Genomic DNA, 16,958 nt, shown 5'->3' on the forward strand with positions numbered 1-16,958 from the left:
ACAGACCGACGGCCCGGGGCGACACTTGTGCGGCCCCCAGGCGCCGGAGAAAGTCCTAGAGGAAGGTGTCCGCGTGCCCCGCCGCAGAATCGGCTTCTGGTACCGCTTCGCTGCGGTCCTCTGCAAACCGCCGCTGGTGGTTCTGATCAAGCGGGACTGGCGCGGGATGGAGCACATTCCGGCCGAGGGCGGATTCATCACCGCGGTGAACCACAATTCGCACGTCGACCCCTTCGCCTACGCGCATTACCAGTACAACACCGGGCGTGTGCCGCGTTTCCTGGCGAAGAGCGGCCTTTTCAGGAAGGGATTCGTCGGTGCCGCGATGCGCGGCACCGGACAGATCCCCGTCTACCGCGAGAGCACCGACGCGCTCAGCGCCTTCCGGGCCGCGATCGAGGCCGTGGAGCGCGGCGAGTGCGTCGCCTTCTACCCCGAGGGCACCCTCACCCGCGACCCCGACGGCTGGCCCATGACCGCCAAGACCGGTGCCGCGCGCGTCGCCCTGCGCACCAGGTGCCCGGTGATCCCGGTCGCGCAGTGGGGCGCCAACGAACTGCTCCCGCCCTACGCCAAGAAGCCCAACCTCCTTCCCCGCAAGACCCACCACGTCCTGGCGGGCCCGCCCGTGGACCTCTCGCGGTTCTACGACAAGGAGATGACCCCCGAGCTGCTGAAGGAGGCGACGGAGGTCATCATGGCCGCCATCACCCGCCAGCTCGAGGAGATCCGCGGCGAGAAGGCGCCCGAGACGCCGTACGACCCGCGCCGGGAGAGGATCGAGCAGCGGCGCCGGACCCGGGCGCAGACGCAGGGCAACCAGGCAGAAGGGCAGAGCACGTGAGCAAGCCGGTCAAGGCGGCGATCCTCAGCGCCGGTTCGTGGGGCACGGCCTTCGGCATGGTGCTCGCCGACGCGGGGTGCGAGGTCACCCTGTGGGCCCGGCGGGCGGAGGTCGCCGAAGCGATCAACTCCACCCGGACGAACCCCGACTACCTGCCCGGCGTCGAGCTGCCGCGCAACGCGCGGGCCACCACCGACGCGGCCGAGGCCGCCGCGGACGCCGACTTCACGGTCCTGTCCGTGCCCTCCCAGACCCTGCGCGCCAACCTCGCCGACTGGGCGCCCCTGCTGGCGCCCGACACGGTCCTCGTCTCCCTGATGAAGGGTGTCGAACTCGGTACGACCATGCGGATGAGCGAGGTGATCGAGGACGTCACCAAGGTCGGCGCCGACCGCGTCGCCGTCGTCACCGGGCCCAACCTCGCCAAGGAGATCGCCTCCCGCATGCCGGCCGCGGCCGTGGTCGCCTGCACCGACGAACAGGTCGCCCGGCGTCTGCAGGCTGCCTGCCACACGCCGTACTTCCGCCCCTACACCAACACCGACGTGGTGGGCTGCGAGCTGGGCGGCGCGGTGAAGAACGTCATCGGCCTCGCCGTCGGCATCGCGGACGGCATGGGCCTCGGAGACAACGCCAAGGGCTCCCTCATCACGCGCGGGCTCGCCGAGACCACCCGGCTGGGCCTGGCGATGGGCGCCGACCCGCTGACGTTTGCCGGACTCGCGGGGCTGGGCGACCTGGTGGCGACGTGCTCCTCGCCGCTGTCCCGCAACCACACCTTCGGCACCAACCTGGGCCGGGGCATGACCCTCCAGGAGACCATCGCGGTCACCCGGCAGACCGCCGAGGGCGTCAAGTCCTGCGAGTCGGTGCTGGATCTGGCCCGTCGGCACGGCGTCGACATGCCGATCACGGAGACGGTCGTCGGGATCGTGCACGAGGGCAAGCCGCCGGTGGTCGCCCTCAAGGAGCTGATGTCGCGCAGCGCGAAGCCCGAACGACGCTGAGCGAACCCCCGGGGCGGACGCTGCCCCGGGGCCCTACCACCGGGTACTCTCAACGCGATATGAGCACCGAGAACCTCTCCCAGAGCCCCGAGCAGCCGTCTCGCAAGCCGCGCGTGGCCGTCGTGTGCGGCGGACGCAGCTCCGAACACGGAATCTCCGTGGTCACCGCCGGAGCAGTCCTCAAGGCCATCGACCGGACGAAGTACGAGGTGCTGCCGATCGGTATCACCCGGGACGGCCGCTGGGCCCTCACCGCCGACGAACCCGAGCGCATGGCGATCACCGACCGCCGCACGCCCAGCGTGGACGAACTCGCCGAGTCGCAGGAGGGCGGCGTGGTGCTCCCCGTCGACCCCGCCAACCGTGAAGTCGTCTACAGCGAGCCCGGATCGGTCCCCAAGGCCCTCGGTGAGGTCGACGTCGTCTTCCCGGTGCTGCACGGCCCCTACGGCGAGGACGGCACCCTCCAGGGACTGCTGGAGCTCTCCGGCATCCCGTACGTGGGTTCGGGTGTGCTCGCCTCGGCCGTGGGCCAGGACAAGGAGTACATGAAGCGGGTGTTCACCTCCTTCGGGCTCACGGTGGGCCCGTACGTGGTGGTCCGGCCGCGCGAGTGGCGGCAGGACGAGCCGGCCGCCCGCAGGAAGATCGTCGACTTCGCCGGCGAGCACGGCTGGCCGCTCTTCGTGAAGCCCGCGCGCGCGGGGTCCTCCATCGGCATCACCAAGGTCGACGACATCTCCGGCCTCGATGAGGCGATCGCCGAGGCCCAGCGCCACGACCCGAAGATCCTCGTCGAGGCGGCGCTGCGCGGCCGTGAGATCGAGTGCGGCGTCCTGGAGTTCGAGGACGGCCCACGGGCCTCCGTCCCGGCTGAGATCCCGCCGCCGGACGCGCACGCGTACTACGACTTCGACGCCAAGTACATCGACTCCACTCCGGGCGTCGTGCCGGCCCCGCTGACGCCCGAGGAGACCGCCGAGGTGCAGCGTCTCGCGGTCGACGCCTTCGAGGCGGCCTCCTGCGAGGGGCTGGTGCGCGCGGACTTCTTCCTCACCGAGGACGGCGAGTTCGTGATCAACGAGATCAACACCATGCCCGGCTTCACGCCGATCTCCATGTACCCGCAGATGTGGCAGGCCAGCGGTGTCACCTACCCGGAGCTGGTGGACCGGCTGATCCAGGCGGCACTGCACCGCTCGACGGGACTGCGCTGATCCGGGCCGTCCCCGCCAGGGGGCGGCGCACGGTGAGTGTGTGAGCGACGGCTGCCCGGCCCCTTCCGTCGAGGCGGAGCGGGCGTCGGGCACGTGCGCCCGGGTTCCCTCACCCGCACCCGCGTGAGGCGGGGGAGTGGGCGCCGAGCCCGGGCCGGCTCGCCCCTGCGGCGCGGGCCAAGCCGAGCATGGGGTGCCCGCGGCATCGCCGGCGGACCGGGGCGCCGCCCCTCGGCCGCCGACGCCGTGACGGTGACTCGGGCGATGCCTTGCCCGCCTCGCGGCAGCGGCGGAGACGGGGCCGTGCTCGACCGGCGACGGTGACGATGCCGGACCTGCCCCGTGACAGTGACGCGGGCGATGCCGGCCTTGCCCTGGCCGTCCCGCGACCAGTCACGCGGACGGTTCCTTGCCCGTTCCGCGACAGTCACGCGGACGGTTCCTTGCCCGTTCCGCGACAGTCACGCGGACGGTTCCTTGCCCGTTCCGCGAGACGCAGGCGCGTGCCCGACCGGCGACCGTGACGGAGACGGAGACGGTGCCGTGCTCGCCGCACGGCAATGACGTGGACGGTGGCGGGTCGGTGGGGCCCGGGGTGATCCGCCGGGCCGGCGTCAGTCCGCGATCCCCTCCGGCACGGTCTTCTTCACAGCCGGCGCCAGGTCCACGAGCGGCGCCAGCCCGTCCCCGGTCCGCGCCTCGGGAATCCGCACCTCCACATAGGCCCTGCGCAGCGTCGTGGTGAAGTGGAACGACCCGTCCGGCTGCTTCTCCAGCAGCCAGCCCACGCCGTCCACCTCGACCCCGTCGGCCTCGGCATCGCTCATCTTCTCGGGTCGTTCGACACCGCAGCGCAGTATGATCGCCGGGTTCCCCCAGCCCGCGGTCAGTGCGGACTCGGGTGAGGGATCCCGGCGATCCTGGTCCTCCACCCTGGACGGCAACGCCTTGTCCAGGTTGCGGCACAGCTTGGTGACCGTTGCCGAGGGACTGGGAACCGCCGCCGACGCGTCACCGTCTGCTGAGGAGCAGCCCGCCGCAGCGAGCAGGAGGGCGAGCGAGGGCAGCACGACCGGCCGGTGACGGAAAGGGTTCACCGGCCAAGGGTAACGGGGGCTACAGATGCACGACCGGGCAGGTAAGGGTACGGGTGATCCCGTCCACCTGCTGGACCTTGGCGACCACCAGCCGGCCGAGGTCGTCGACCGTGTCGGCCTGGGCCCGCACGATCACGTCGTACGGACCGGTGACGTCCTCGGCCTGGACGACCCCAGGAATCTTGTCGATCGTCTCGGCGACGGTCGACGCCTTGCCGACCTCCGTCTGGATCAGGATGTACGCCTGTACCACGGAACCTCCAGGGCGGCCACGAGGATCATGTGGGGAAAAGGAACGCCACGGTATCGCGTCGCCGCTCGCCACGGGGAGACCTGCGGGAGACGCGGCCCCCGCGCCGGGGTGCAGGCACGACAGAAGCTGACGGTCACCTCGACCGTATCGAGGACACTGGTCCTGCGCGACCGGGCACGAACAGGTACAGAAGGGGCGAAAGGGCAATGAAGGGCACTGTTGGTGAGCTCGGGGAGTTCGGGCTCATCAGGGAGCTCACCTCCCGTCTCACCACCACCCCGGCGGTCCGGGTGGGCCCCGGCGACGACGCCGCGGTGGTCGCCGCGCCCGACCGCCGGGTCGTGGCCAGCACCGACATCCTGCTGGAGGGCCGGCACTTCCGTCGCGACTGGTCCACCGCCTACGACGTCGGCCGGAAGGCCGCCGCGCAGAACCTCGCCGACATCGCCGCGATGGGTGCCGTGCCCACCGCCCTGCTGCTCGGCCTCGTGGTGCCCGCGGAACTGCCGGTCACCTGGCCGAGCGAGCTGATGGACGGCCTGCGCGACGAGTGCCAGGTCGCCGGCGCCTCCGTGGTCGGAGGTGACGTCGTGCGCGGTGACACCATCATGGTGTCGATCACCGCGCTCGGTGACCTGCGCAACCAGGAGCCCGTCACCCGGGGAGGCGCCCAGCCCGGCGACCTCGTCGCGGTCACCGGGTGGCTCGGCTGGTCCGCCGCCGGGTACGCGGTCCTCTCCCGCGGATTCCGCTCGCCGCGCGCCTTCGTCGAGGCCCACCGCCGCCCCGAGCCGCCGTACCATGCCGGCCCGGCGGCCGCCGCGCTCGGCGCGACCGCGATGTGCGACGTGAGCGACGGGCTGATCGCCGACCTCGGGCACATCGCGGAGGCCAGCAAGGTCCGCATCGACATCCGCTCGGGCGCGATCGACATCCCGACGCAGATGAACGACATCGGTCAGGCCGTCGGCGTCGACGCCCTCCAGTGGGTGCTGACCGGCGGAGAGGACCACGCGATCGTGGCGACCTTCCCGCCGGACGTGAAGCTCCCGGCCCGCTGGAAGGTGATCGGCGAGGTCCTCAACCCGTCCGCCCTGCCCCAGGTGACCGTCGACGGGGCGCCCTGGACCAGCAAGGGCGGCTGGGACCACTTCGGGGACATCGAGTCATGAGTCCGCCGAGGGTGCTCACCGTGGCCGGCTCAGACTCCGGCGGCGGCGCGGGAGTTCAGGCCGACCTCAAGACGATGCTCGCGCTGGGCGTCCACGGCATGAGCGTCATCACGGCCGTCACCGCGCAGAACTCCCTCGGCGTGCAGGGTGCCTGGGAGCTCCCCGTGGAGGCGGTGCGGGCCCAGTACCGCAGTGTCGTCGACGACATCGGCGTGCAGGCCGTGAAGACCGGCATGCTCGCCTCGGCCGAACTCGTCGAGGCGGTGGCCGAGTTGATCGCCGGGACGGACGCGCCCGCCGTGGTGGACCCGGTGGGCGTCTCCAAGCACGGTGACGCGCTGCTGGCGGCCTCCGCCCTGGACTCCGTCCGCACGAGACTCCTGCCGGTCGCGACCGTCGCCACCCCGAACCTCGACGAGGTGACCCAACTGACCGGCCTGCGCGTCGAGTCGGAGGCCGGGATGCGCAGGGCCGCCGAGGCGGTGCTCGCGTACGGTCCGCGGTGGGTGCTGGTCAAGGGCGGACATCTGCCCGGCGACGCCGTCGACTTGCTCACCGACGGCTCCGCCGAGCACTGGTTGCGCGCACCGCGCCACGACAACCGGCACACGCACGGCACGGGCTGCACCCTCGCTGCGGCGATCGCCTCGCACCTGGCGCGGGGACGGAGCGTGCCGGAGGCGGTGACGGCGGCCAAGGAGTACGTCACCGGGGCGATCGCGGCCGGCTTCGCGCTCGGCGGGGGCATCGGGCCGGTGGACCACGGCTGGGGCCTCACCCGGGCGGACACGCCCGGAGCCTGACGGCTGCCGCCGCCTCGTGCGGGGGCCGGGCGGAGACGGCCGCCGATCCGTGCCCTGCCCGCCCCGCACGGCGGCGGGACGGCGGTGCGGGCGGTGCAGAGCTGCCGGAGGGGCGCCCGACGGCGACACGGGGCGACACAGGGGCGACGACGGCACGGGGCGACACAGGGGCGACGGCGGCACAAGGTGGTGCAGCGGTCGCTGGCGGTGCGGGGGTCCCGGGCGATGCAGCGGTCCCGGGGCGTGCGGGGGTCCCGGCGGCGCCACGGGTCGGCGGCGTGCCGGGGTCCCGGCGGTGCAGCGATACGGCGGCGGTACGGCGGTGCGACGGGTCGGCGGCGTGCCGGGGTCCCGGCGGTGCAGCGATACGGCGGCGGTACGGCGGTGCGACGGGTCGGCGGCGTGCGGGGGTCCCGGCGGTGCAGCGATACGGCGGCGGTACGGCGGTGCCGCGGTTCGACGGGGCAGCGGTGCCGCGGTTCGGGTAGGTACAGCAAGAAGCCGGCCCACCAGAGGTGGACCGGCTTGATGCAGCGAACCGGCAGTGGCCGCGCGCTCAGCCGAGCGTCAGCGCGAGACCTTGCCGGCCTTGATGCACGAGGTGCAGGCGTTCACGCGCTTCGGCGTCCCGCCGACCACGGTACGCACACGCTGGATGTTCGGGTTCCAGCGGCGGGACGTACGGCGGTGCGAGTGCGAGATGTTGTTGCCGAAGCCCGGCCCCTTGCCGCAGACGTCGCAGTTGGCAGCCACGGGTCACTCCAAAGACTTCAGATGCACTTACGGTGGATCCCGGCATGCCGGGATCATGATCATGAGATCAGAGATCTGAGTGGCGTTGCCAGGGGGAGAGCCCGATCTGCATCGGGCAACCGGAGCAGCATACAACGACTGCGCCAGCACAACGAAACTACCATGGCCGCCGACGGCCCGGCTCCGGCCCTCTTCCGGCGGGCACCCGTCCGGGGTCTACGCTGCGTCCCAGTCCAGCAGCTCAAGGAGGCGCAGGTGCCGCAGGTGCCGCAGACGTTCTTCGATGCTCTCGCGGTGCGCACCTGGTGCGGTCTCGCGCTGCGCGCCCTCGGACGGGCGCGTGAGGAGATCGACGCGATCAACGTGTATCCCGTCGCGGACGGGGACACCGGCACCAACCTGTACCTCACCGTCGAGTCGGCGGCGACCGCGGTCGAGGCGGTGTTCGCGGGCCACGAGGCCGGCTCGGCGCCCGCCGGAGCGCCCTCGCTCGCCGACGCCGCACGCGCGATGGCCCACGGCGCGCTCATCGGGGCGCGCGGCAACTCGGGGACGATCCTCGCGCAGCTGCTGCGGGGCATGGCCCAGGTGCTCGCCACCCGGGGTGAGAGCACTCACACCGACGCGGAGGGGCTGCGGCTGGCCCTGCGGCAGGCGGCGGACTCCGCCCGGCAGGCCGTCGCCCACCCCGTCGAGGGCACGGTCCTGTCGGTCGCCTCCGCGGCCGCCGACGCAGCCGGAGAGGCCGGCGGGGACTGCGGGGCGGTCGCCCGGGCCGCCTACCGGGGAGCGTGCACGGCCCTCGCCGCAACCCCGGGACAGCTGGCGGTCCTGGAGCGGGCCGGGGTGGTCGACGCGGGCGGCCGGGGGCTCGTGGCCGTGCTCGCCGCGCTGGTGGAGACATTCACGGGGGAGCGGCCGGGGGACTCCACCGCGACTGCCGACCCCGTCGCACGCGCGCGTGCGGAGGGCGGCACGGCGGACGTCTGCGCGCCGACGGAGAGCGGCGGCGAGAGCGGCCCCGCCTTCGAGGTGATCTACCTCCTGGAGGCCGAGGACGCGGCCGTGGACCGGCTGCGGGAGCGGCTCGACGCCCTCGGGGACTCGCTCGTCGTCGTCGGCGGCGACGGGCTGTGGAACGTCCACGTGCACGTCGACGACGCCGGCGCCGCCGTGGAGGCGGGCGTCGAGGCCGGCCGGCCGTACCGGATCCGCATCACGCACTTCGGCGTCGACGACGTCCACGCGCGCGGGGGCGAGCGACCGCCCCGCGAGCGAGCCCAGCGGGCCGTCGTCGCCGTCGTGCCGGGGGAGGGGCTGGCCGGGCTCTACGCCGAGGCCGGCGCGACCCCGGTCCTCGCGCGCCCGGGGGAGCCGCCCGCGAGCGGCGAACTCGTGGAAGCGGTGCGCCGGGCGCACGCGCGCGAGGTCGTGCTGCTGCCCAACGACGCCGACCTGCGCCACACCGCCGCCGCCGCGGCCGAGCAGGCCCGCACGGAAGGCATCCGGGTGGCCCTGATCCCCACCCGCTCCGCGGTCCAGGGCATCGCCGCGCTCGCCGTGCACCAGGCCGAACGCCGGTTCGACGAAGACGTCGTCTCGATGACCTCGGCCGCCGGTGCCACCCGCTACGCCGAGGTCACCGTCGCCGAACGCCAGTCCTGGACCATGGCCGGCATCTGCCAGGCCGGCGACGTCCTCGGGCTCGTCGACGGTGACGTCGCCGTCATCGGCGCCGACGTCACCGCCACCGCGGAGACCGTGCTGAACCGGATGCTGTCGGCGGGCGGGGAGCTGGTCACCCTCGTGCTCGGCGACGAGGCTCCCGAGGGCGTCGCCGAGCACCTGGAGGCACGGGTGCGGGAGGCGTACCTGGCCGTCGACACGGTGGTGTACCGGGGCGGACGGCAGGGCGCGCTGCTGCTGATCGGCGTCGAGTAGGCCCCGCCGTCCACCGGAGGGTCAGCCGGTGTGCTCCGTCACGACCTGGAGCAACTGTTCCGCCTCGGCCCGCCGCGCCCCCACCGTCTCGTCGTCGCCGTCGGCACCGTCGAGGTCGTCGTCGGCATACGCCCTCAGCACGGCACGCGCGCGTGCCGCCGCGTCCGCCGGGCGGCCCAGGTCGGTCTCCAGCCAGCCCGCGGCCAGCTCGGCGCCGGTACGGGCGTGCAGGGCGCCCTCGCCGAGGGAGACGAACACCGCGACCGCCTCCGCCATCTGCGACAGGGCCTCCTCCAGCGCGTCCCGGATCGAGTCGTCGTCGGCGTCCTCGGCGGCCGAGCGGGCCAGCAGGTCGCCGAACTGGCGATGGGTGTGGCCCAGCTCGAGGACGAGCCGGAGGCGGGCCTCCTCGTCGTCGTCCAGGGCGCCCAGCGCGTCCGCGCACTCCTCCACGGCGCCCGTCATCAGATCCCGGGCCGCGTCCGTGTGCCCCCGCGTGCGCAACGCCAGCCACGCTCGGGCGCGCAGGGAACGGACGAGACCGTGGACGTTGCCGAGGGCGCGCCACAGCTCACCCGCGCGCGCGTACGCCTGGTCGGCCTCGGCGGGCAGCCCCGCGTGGCCGAGCGACTCCGCGGCCAGGTGCGCGAGGGTCGCGTGGTCGTGCTGTTCGGGCCAGTCCCGGGCGATCTCGGCCGCCTGGAGCCGGCGCTCCGCGGCGGCGCGGTGCTCGCCGAGCTCACTCAGGCAGTCGCCGAGCCACCACTGCGTCTGGACGACCGGCCCGTCTCCGTGCGTCTCGGGCCGCAGGTCCGTCAGCGCGGACTCCAGCACCTCGGCGGCCTCCGCCCAGCGGCCCTGGCGCACCAGGAGCCCGCCCAGCTGGTGCCGTGCCCACGCGCCGAACGTCGGGCCCTCGCCCGCCTCGTCGGCCCAGTGCGCGGCCTCCAGGGCGTGCTCGGCGGCCTCCTCGGTCTCCCCGCGGCCTCCGACGACCTCGGCGAGCTGGAGGTGCAGCTGTGCCCGGCCGACCGGCTCCAGATGAGGGCCACCGTGTTCCAGCGCCGCCCGCAGCGCCCGCTCCGCCTCCACCAGGTCGCCCAGGTGGTGCGCGAGGCCGGCCAGCCGCGCCTCGTACTCCACGGCGAACCAGGGCAGTCCCGCCGTCACGAACTCCTCCGCCGCCCGCGCGAACAGCCGCGTGCCCGCCTCCACGTCCCCCGCGCGCGTCGCCAGCTCCGCGAGTATCGCGTGCCCCTCGGCGACCCGCGCGGCGAGCCGCACGTCGTCCCCGGCGCGCCCCTCGACGAGCGCCAGCAGCTCCCGCGCGGCGGCCTCGGCGTCCTTCAACACCGGCTCCTCGACCGGCCCCTCGGCCTCGAGGACGCGCCGCATGAGGATCCGCGCCCTCCCCATCAGCACGCCCGCCGCCTGCCGCACCTGCGTACCGCCCTCGGCGTACAGCGCCAGGACCGCGTCGTAGGGCTCGGCGACCGCCGCGAGCGCCCCATCGACGTCCCCGCCGAGCGCGCGGACGTACGCGCCACGCGCGCGTGCCGCCAGCGCCTCCCCGGGGTCACCCGCCTCGGCGTACAGCCCGGCCGCCCGCTCGAACGCCTCGGCACCCTCCGGGCCGCGCTCCATCGCCTCGTGCTCGGCGATCTCCGCACGGTCGCGCGCGTCGAGCTCGACGCCCTCGGCGGCACGTGCCACCGCCGCCCACGCCTCCACGGCGTGCGGCCGCAGCGTGTCCGACAGCCGTCGCGCCGCGGCGATCAGGTCGGCCAGGTCGGGTGCGGAGGCGGGCTCGACGGGAGCCGGCGCCGCGGGAACGCCCGCCGCCGGCCGCACCGCCCGCACCCCCAGCGGCAGCCGCTCCACCAGCGGCCGCTGCGCCATGCGCGCGCGGGCCCGCTCGCTCACGTACGACGTGCCGTTGCGCTCGTCGAAACGCGCCGCCAGGGCGAGGGCCTCCTCGCGAGCGTGGGCGGCGAGACCGGCGGCGGTCCACGTCCGCCCGGCAGGTCCGGGCACCCGCTGACCGCCCAGCCCCAGCTCGGACAACCGCTCCATGAGCAGCACCACCACGCTCAGGAACTCCAGCCTGCTGCGCGGGTGCCCCTCGTCCGTGAAGTACGCCGGCCGCTCGGCGAGCAGCTCCAGACCCCGCGCCTCGTTGCCGGTCAGCGCGCAGAACTCCACGTGGTCGGCGTACGCGCCGCGCATGCTCTCCATCGGCCGCACCAGCCGGAAGCCGCGCAGGTGGTGGGCGCGGGCCTCCTCGGGACGGCCCAGCCGCAACAGCGGCACCAGGGACGACGCGAGCACCGTGTGCGGCTCGTGGGCGCACGTGTAGGCACCCTCCAGCACGGGCGCCCACAGCTCCAGCGCCTCCGCGTCCCGGCCCCGCTCCGCCCGCCACCAGCCCTGTCCGTGCAGCTCGCACGCGTGGCAGTCGGCCATGCTGTCGCGGTCCGCGGCCAGCCAGGCGGCGAACGCGCGTTCGGCCCGCTCGACGTCCCCGACATGCGCGGCCACGCTGAACTCCGCGCTGCGCACCGCCCGTTCGGAGTGCCCCGCGAGCCGGTAGCGGTGCTCCATCTCGCCGAGCCACTTCTCCACCGACGCCAGCGGGACGTGCGGCTGGTCGAGCATGCCGGCCGACACCCACTTGAAGACCCAGTGCAGCGAGTGCGTCTCGTACTCGTCGAAGTCCCCGGGCCGCTCGTCCCACATGCGCAGCAGCCGCGCGAACGGGACGAACATCTTGTCCTTCTCGGAGCTGTAGTTGTAGACCTTCAGCTGGTGCCCGAGCGCCTCGATCACGGCGAGCGGGATGTTCAGCCTCTCGGCCTCCACGAGCAGCTGTTCCGCGCGCGCGTTGCGGGCCGGACCCTCCGGCTGCTCGGAGTTCTCCGCCATGGCCCGGCGCAGCGAGTCGAAGTCCGTGATCCCGGTCATCAGTGGTCGTCCTCCCCGTGTGCGGACTCCCCGTGTGCGGATTCCCCGCGCGCGGACACCCCGTGCGTCGCCCACTCCAGCAGGCCGACGAAGGCGCGGTTCAGCAGCGCGGAGTCGGCCGGCCGCAGCGGACGCTGCGCCATCAGCAGCGCCTGTCCGTACAACGACTCCGTGGCGGTGCCGATCAGCTCGGGATCGTGCAGCGAACTGATCCGGCGGATCAGCGGATTGAGATGGTTCAGCACCAGACGCGCGCGCGGGGCGCTCCCGCGCAGCGACCCCAGGATGCCCGCCCACAGGTCGTCGGCCTGCGCCTCGGCCTCCGCCCGGGCCTGCTCGTGGCGCGCCGCCCGGTCGTCCAGATGCAGCGCGGGCACGGACAGCGGATGGAAGGCCCGCAGGACGACGTCACAGCCCAGCGGGTCGAGCTTCGCCCGCGCGGCCGCGAGGAACCCCGCCAGCGCGAGCTCCTCGGTCGGGTCGACCGCGTCCAGATGCGCGGTCACGGTGTCCGCGTCCAGCTCGGCGACCACCGTCCCCGGCCGCACCGAGGGCAGCGCCTCGACCAGCTCGCTGTCGTAGGTGTAACCGCCGTTGATCACCCCGACGCCCTGCGCGGACGCGATCGGCGCGACCTGCCGGTACTCCTCCACCGTCCGCGTGAAGTGCACCACCGGGTGCCGCTGGGCGAACTCCTCCAGGGACAGCCGCCCGTCGGTCGTCTCGAAGGGCAGCCACGGCAGCATCGTGCGCAGCATCTCCTCGTCGTGCCGCGCGAGGGACTTCACCCCCAGGTGGTGCACGGCCAGGAAGGCCCCGAGCCGCTGCGGGTCACCCGCCGCGAGCCCCGTCAGCCACGACCGGATGCGCTCGCCCAGCGCCTCCCGCACGGCCGCGAGCGTCTCGTCCTCGTACAGCGACTCGCGCGAGGCCGTGGGCCGCAGACTGTCGGTGTCCAGCACGCAGCGCACGAAGAACGCCCAGTCCGGCAGCAGCTGTTCGGCCCGCTCGGTCAGCAGCATGCCCTTCAGGTGCACGCGATGACTCGCCCGCTGCGCCGGACTGACCGCCGCCGGCAACACGTAGGCCACCCCGCGGATCCCCGCCAGCGGCACGTTCAGCTCGATCGAGTCCAGCGGTGTGAAACCGAACAGTTCCCGGCAGTGCCGCGCCAGCGCCACCCGCCGGTTCGCCGGGGAGGCGTAGGACCGGTCCCAGGGCGCCGGCAGATCGGTGACCGCCTCCTCGCCCACCCGCACGTCGTACGGCAGCAGCGAGCCGAAGTCGCGGGCCAGTTCCAGCACCCGCTGCTCGGTGAGCCACTCCCCGGCCCCGGCGCGTGCCACCAGGTGCACGGTGGTGCCGGGCTCGGGGCGCGCCTCGTCGGGCAGCGTCCGCACGGTGTACGAACCGTCGTCCCGCGCCGTCCACTCCACGGGCGGCGCGCCGGGCGTACGGGCGCTGCGGCTGACCACCCGGATGCGCTCGGCGACCACGAAGCAGGCCAGCAGCCCGATGCCGAACTGCCCGAGGAAGTCGGACCGGGCCTCCTGAAGGCCGTCCGCCCGCTTGGAGCTGCGCCCGATCGTGGCCAGCAGGTCGTGCACGTCGGCCTCGGTGAGGCCGACACCGGAGTCCTCCACCCGCAGCCGGCCGTCCGACGCGTGCAGGCGCACCCGCGCCGGGGCGTCGGGATCCTCGGCCCGGCGGGCGGTGACGGCGTCCACGGCGTTCTGCAGCAGCTCGCGCAGGTACACCTTGGGACTGGAATAGAGGTGATGGGACAGCAGGTCCACCAAACCACGCAGGTCGACCTGGAACGTATGAGGTGACTGTGATGCCTGGGATGACTGTGAGGTCTGGGAGTCCATCGCTGCAGCGCCGCTGAATGGGGGAGGTCGACGGCGCGGGGTCGGGCGGTCCCGGTGGGGCGGTGACCGCGGTAGATGGCCGGAGCGCGCCATCCTAGAGCCCCAACGAGCCGTCTGACCAGGGGTTTCGAGACACGTATACGGCATTGTCAGTGGCGTGGTGTGCAATGGATCTCGTGCCCGCACTCGAAGAACCCCTCAAAAAAGTGCTCGGCCCACCCACCGCGAAGGTGATGGCCGAGCACCTCGGCCTGCACACCGTCGGCGATCTGCTGCACCACTACCCGCGCCGCTACGAGGAGCGAGGCCAGCTCACCCACCTCGCCGACCTCCCCCTCGACGAGCACGTCACGGTGGTCGCCATGGTCGCCGACGCCCGCCTGCACACCTTCGCCTCCGCCAAGGCACCCCGCGGCAAGGGCCAGCGCCTCGAAGTCACCATCACGGACGGCAGCGGCCGTCTCCAGCTGGTCTTCTTCGGCCACGGCGTGCACAAACCCCACAAGGAGCTCCTGCCGGGCACCCGCGCGATGTTCGCGGGCAAGGTCTCCGTCTTCAACCGCCGTCTGCAACTGGCGCACCCGGCCTACGAGTTGTTGCGCGGCGACGGCGAGGAGGCCGTCGACACCTGGGCCGGCGCCCTCATCCCCCTCTACCCCGCCACCGCCAAGCTGGAGTCCTGGAAGATCGGCAAGGCGATCCAGACCGTCCTGCCCAGCGCCCGGGAAGCGCTCGACCCGCTGCCCGACACCCTGCGCGAGGGCCGCGGTCTGCTCTCCCTCCCCGAGGCCCTCCTCAAGATCCACCGCCCCCACACCAAGGCCGACATCGCCGACGCCCGCGCCCGGCTGAAGTGGGACGAGGCCTTCGTCCTCCAGGTCGCCCTCGCCCGCCGCCGCCACGCCGACGCGCAGCTCCCGGCCGTCGCCCGCCGCCCCCGCCCCGACGGTCTCCTCACCGCCTTCGACGACCGCCTCCCCTTCACCCTCACCGAGGGCCAGCGCAAGGTCTCCAGGGAGATCTTCGACGACCTGGCGACGGAGCACCCCATGCACCGGCTGCTCCAGGGAGAGGTCGGATCGGGCAAGACCATGGTCGCCCTGCGCGCCATGCTCGCCGTCGTGGACGCCGGGGGCCAGGCCGCGATGCTCGCGCCCACCGAGGTGCTCGCCCAGCAGCACCACCGCTCGATCGTGGAGATGATGGGCGAGCTGGCCCAGGGCGGGATGCTCGGCGGTGCCGAGGACGCCACCAAGGTGGTGCTGCTCACCGGCTCCATGGGGGCCGCGGCGCGACGGCAGGCACTGCTCGACCTCGTCACCGGGGAGGCCGGCGTCGTCATCGGCACCCACGCGTTGATCGAGGACAAGGTCCAGTTCCACGACCTCGGCCTGGTCGTCGTCGACGAACAGCACCGGTTCGGCGTCGAGCAGCGCGACGCCCTGCGCGGCAAGGGCAAACAGCCCCCGCACCTTCTGGTCATGACGGCCACGCCCATCCCGCGCACCGTGGCCATGACGGTCTTCGGCGATCTGGAGACCTCGGTCCTCGACCAGCTCCCGGCCGGCCGGTCGCCCATCGCCACCCACGTCGTCCCGGCCGCCGACAAGCCCCACTTCCTGGCCCGCGCCTGGGAAAGAGTCCGCGAGGAAGTGGCGAACGGCCATCAGGCGTACGTCGTCTGCCCGCGCATCGGCGACGACGACGAGCCGGACGAGGCGAAGAAGGCGGGCCGCGGGAAGCCCTCCGAGGACGAGGCCGAGAAGCGGCCCCCGCTCGCCGTCCTCGACATCGCCGACCAGCTCGCCGAGGGCCCCCTCCAGGGCCTCGCCATCGAGGTGCTGCACGGCCGGATGGCCCCCGACGACAAGGACGCGGTGATGCGCCGCTTCGCCGCCGGGAACACCGACGTCCTGGTCGCCACCACCGTCATCGAGGTCGGCGTCAACGTCCCCAACGCCACCGCGATGGTGATCATGGACGCGGACCGTTTCGGCGTCTCCCAGCTGCACCAGCTGCGGGGCCGCGTCGGCCGGGGCTCGGCGCCCGGCCTCTGCCTCCTCGTCACCGAGACGCCCGAGGCCGGGCCCGCCCGCCAGCGGCTCGACGCGGTCGCCTCCACCCTCGACGGCTTCGAACTCTCCCGCATCGACCTCGAACAGCGCCGCGAGGGCGACGTCCTGGGCCAGGCCCAGTCCGGCGCCCGCTCCAGCCTGCGCGTGCTCGCCGTCATCGAGGACGAGGAGGTCATCGCCGAGGCCCGCGAGGAGGCCGCCGCGCTCGTCGCCGCCGACCCGGACCTCACCCACCTCCCGGGCCTGCGCACGGCCCTGGACGCCCTGCTGGACGAGGAACGGGAGCAGTACCTGGAGAAGGGCTGACAGACTGGACGGGACCACGGTTCGGGCGCCCCGCCCGAGCCCCGGAGCACACCCACGAGGACCCGAGATGACCCGCGTGATCGCCGGCGTGGCCGGCGGACGCCGCCTGGCCGTGCCGCCGGGCAACGGAACCCGCCCCACCTCCGACCGCGCGCGCGAAGGCCTCTTCTCCACCTGGCAGTCCCTGCTCGGCGGCCCCCTGGAGGGCGAACGCGTCCTCGACCTGTACGCCGGCTCGGGCGCCGTCGGCCTGGAGGCTCTCTCCCGCGGCGCCGGTCACGTCCTGCTCGTGGAGGCCGACGCCCGCGCTGTGCGCACGGTCCGGGAGAACGTGAAGAGCCTCGGCCTGCCCGGCGCCGAGGTCAGGGCGGGCAAGGCCCGGCAGATCGTCCAGACCCCGCCGCCCCGGCCCTACGACCTCGTCTTCCTGGATCCGCCCTACGCCGTGTCGGACGACGATCTTCGGGAGATTCTGCTCACACTCCGCTCGGAGGGCTGGCTCGCGGCGGAAGCCCTCGTCACCGTGGAGCGCAACACCAGAGGCGGCACGTTCGACTGGCCGGAAGGCTTTGAGGCGATCAGGTCCCGTCGCTACGGCGAGGGAACGTTTTGGTACGGTCGCGCCGCCTCTACGTGCGAAGACGCACGATGACCGGAC

The 16,958-nt window shown here is 73.5% G+C and carries 13 protein-coding genes; 8 read left to right on the top strand and 5 right to left on the bottom strand.

From position 1 onward, the window contains the following. Positions 1–73 precede the first annotated feature (73 nt). The 3 genes from ACZ4YY_RS25645 to ACZ4YY_RS25655 are packed head-to-tail and all read left to right on the top strand — an operon-like array spanning position 74 to position 3,068. Complete coding sequence (locus ACZ4YY_RS25645; RefSeq protein ID WP_468294567.1) at positions 74–844, top strand: lysophospholipid acyltransferase family protein; 771 nt, start codon at positions 74–76, stop codon at positions 842–844. Continuing rightward, positions 841–1,851, top strand: coding sequence for an NAD(P)H-dependent glycerol-3-phosphate dehydrogenase (locus ACZ4YY_RS25650; protein ID WP_468294570.1), 1,011 nt, complete (start codon positions 841–843; stop codon positions 1,849–1,851). Before ACZ4YY_RS25645 ends, ACZ4YY_RS25650 begins: the two co-directional genes overlap by 4 nt. 59 nt (positions 1,852–1,910) lie before the next feature. Continuing rightward, the gene (locus tag ACZ4YY_RS25655) at positions 1,911–3,068 is read left to right on the top strand and encodes a D-alanine--D-alanine ligase family protein (protein ID WP_468294572.1); all 1,158 of its coding nucleotides are present in this window, start codon (positions 1,911–1,913) and stop codon (positions 3,066–3,068) included. A 614-nt stretch (positions 3,069–3,682) separates the two neighbouring features. On the opposite strand, the gene ACZ4YY_RS25660 is transcribed toward ACZ4YY_RS25655, so the two are convergent. Together ACZ4YY_RS25660 and ACZ4YY_RS25665 are read right to left on the bottom strand one after the other, a co-directional pair. After that, positions 3,683–4,165, bottom strand: coding sequence for a DUF3515 domain-containing protein (locus ACZ4YY_RS25660; RefSeq protein WP_468294575.1), 483 nt, complete (start codon positions 4,163–4,165; stop codon positions 3,683–3,685). Between the two features lie 19 nt (positions 4,166–4,184). Then, on the bottom strand, positions 4,185–4,418 hold the full coding sequence (locus ACZ4YY_RS25665; RefSeq protein WP_468294578.1) for an Lrp/AsnC family transcriptional regulator: 234 nt from the start codon (positions 4,416–4,418) through the stop codon (positions 4,185–4,187). A gap of 206 nt (positions 4,419–4,624) precedes the next feature. On the opposite strand from ACZ4YY_RS25665, the gene ACZ4YY_RS25670 reads away from it, so the two are divergent. Both ACZ4YY_RS25670 and thiD read left to right on the top strand, forming a co-directional pair. Beyond that, entirely contained in the window at positions 4,625–5,590 is a 966-nt protein-coding gene (locus ACZ4YY_RS25670) for a thiamine-phosphate kinase (RefSeq protein ID WP_468294581.1), read from the top strand. After that, positions 5,587–6,393: a bifunctional hydroxymethylpyrimidine kinase/phosphomethylpyrimidine kinase gene (gene thiD, locus ACZ4YY_RS25675; RefSeq protein WP_468294584.1), complete on the top strand. Its 807-nt coding sequence runs from the start codon at positions 5,587–5,589 to the stop codon at positions 6,391–6,393. The genes ACZ4YY_RS25670 and thiD overlap by 4 nt, the downstream gene beginning before the upstream one ends. A gap of 567 nt (positions 6,394–6,960) precedes the next feature. Here the strand turns inward: thiD and rpmB are convergent. Further along, complete coding sequence (gene rpmB / locus ACZ4YY_RS25680) at positions 6,961–7,146, bottom strand: 50S ribosomal protein L28 (RefSeq protein ID WP_003993230.1); 186 nt, start codon at positions 7,144–7,146, stop codon at positions 6,961–6,963. A 255-nt stretch (positions 7,147–7,401) separates the two neighbouring features. On the opposite strand from rpmB, the gene ACZ4YY_RS25685 reads away from it, so the two are divergent. Then, a complete protein-coding gene (locus ACZ4YY_RS25685) occupies positions 7,402–9,087 on the top strand; it encodes a DAK2 domain-containing protein (protein WP_468294586.1) in 1,686 nt (561 codons plus the stop codon). Positions 9,088–9,108: 21 nt separating this feature from the next. On the opposite strand, the gene ACZ4YY_RS25690 is transcribed toward ACZ4YY_RS25685, so the two are convergent. Continuing rightward, positions 9,109–12,048, bottom strand: coding sequence for a tetratricopeptide repeat protein (locus ACZ4YY_RS25690; protein ID WP_468294589.1), 2,940 nt, complete (start codon positions 12,046–12,048; stop codon positions 9,109–9,111). Then, positions 12,048–13,919 carry an HSP90 family protein gene (locus tag ACZ4YY_RS25695; protein WP_468294592.1) on the bottom strand — a complete coding sequence of 624 codons (1,872 nt, stop codon included), beginning with the start codon at positions 13,917–13,919 and terminating at the stop codon, positions 12,048–12,050. The genes ACZ4YY_RS25690 and ACZ4YY_RS25695 overlap by 1 nt, the downstream gene beginning before the upstream one ends. Before the next feature lie 167 nt (positions 13,920–14,086). On the opposite strand from ACZ4YY_RS25695, the gene recG reads away from it, so the two are divergent. Further along, a complete protein-coding gene (recG, locus tag ACZ4YY_RS25700) occupies positions 14,087–16,300 on the top strand; it encodes an ATP-dependent DNA helicase RecG (protein WP_468294596.1) in 2,214 nt (737 codons plus the stop codon). A gap of 67 nt (positions 16,301–16,367) precedes the next feature. Further along, positions 16,368–16,952 (top strand): 16S rRNA (guanine(966)-N(2))-methyltransferase RsmD, encoded by a 585-nt coding sequence (gene rsmD, locus ACZ4YY_RS25705; protein ID WP_468294598.1) that lies wholly within the window; start codon positions 16,368–16,370, stop codon positions 16,950–16,952. The last annotated feature ends 6 nt before the right edge of the window (positions 16,953–16,958 follow it).

The sequence above is a fragment of the Streptomyces sp. NPDC030143 genome (genome assembly GCF_055573695.1).

Coding starts and splice junctions, on each gene's coding strand:
- ACZ4YY_RS25655 (WP_468294572.1), top strand. CDS start 1,911: ATGAGCACCGAGAACCTCTCCCAGAGCCCCGAGCAGCCGTCTCGCAAG.
- recG (WP_468294596.1), top strand. CDS start 14,087: ATGGATCTCGTGCCCGCACTCGAAGAACCCCTCAAAAAAGTGCTCGGC.
- thiD (WP_468294584.1), top strand. CDS start 5,587: ATGAGTCCGCCGAGGGTGCTCACCGTGGCCGGCTCAGACTCCGGCGGC.
- ACZ4YY_RS25690 (WP_468294589.1), bottom strand. CDS start 12,048: ATGACCGGGATCACGGACTTCGACTCGCTGCGCCGGGCCATGGCGGAG.
- ACZ4YY_RS25670 (WP_468294581.1), top strand. CDS start 4,625: ATGAAGGGCACTGTTGGTGAGCTCGGGGAGTTCGGGCTCATCAGGGAG.
- ACZ4YY_RS25695 (WP_468294592.1), bottom strand. CDS start 13,919: ATGGACTCCCAGACCTCACAGTCATCCCAGGCATCACAGTCACCTCAT.
- rsmD (WP_468294598.1), top strand. CDS start 16,368: ATGACCCGCGTGATCGCCGGCGTGGCCGGCGGACGCCGCCTGGCCGTG.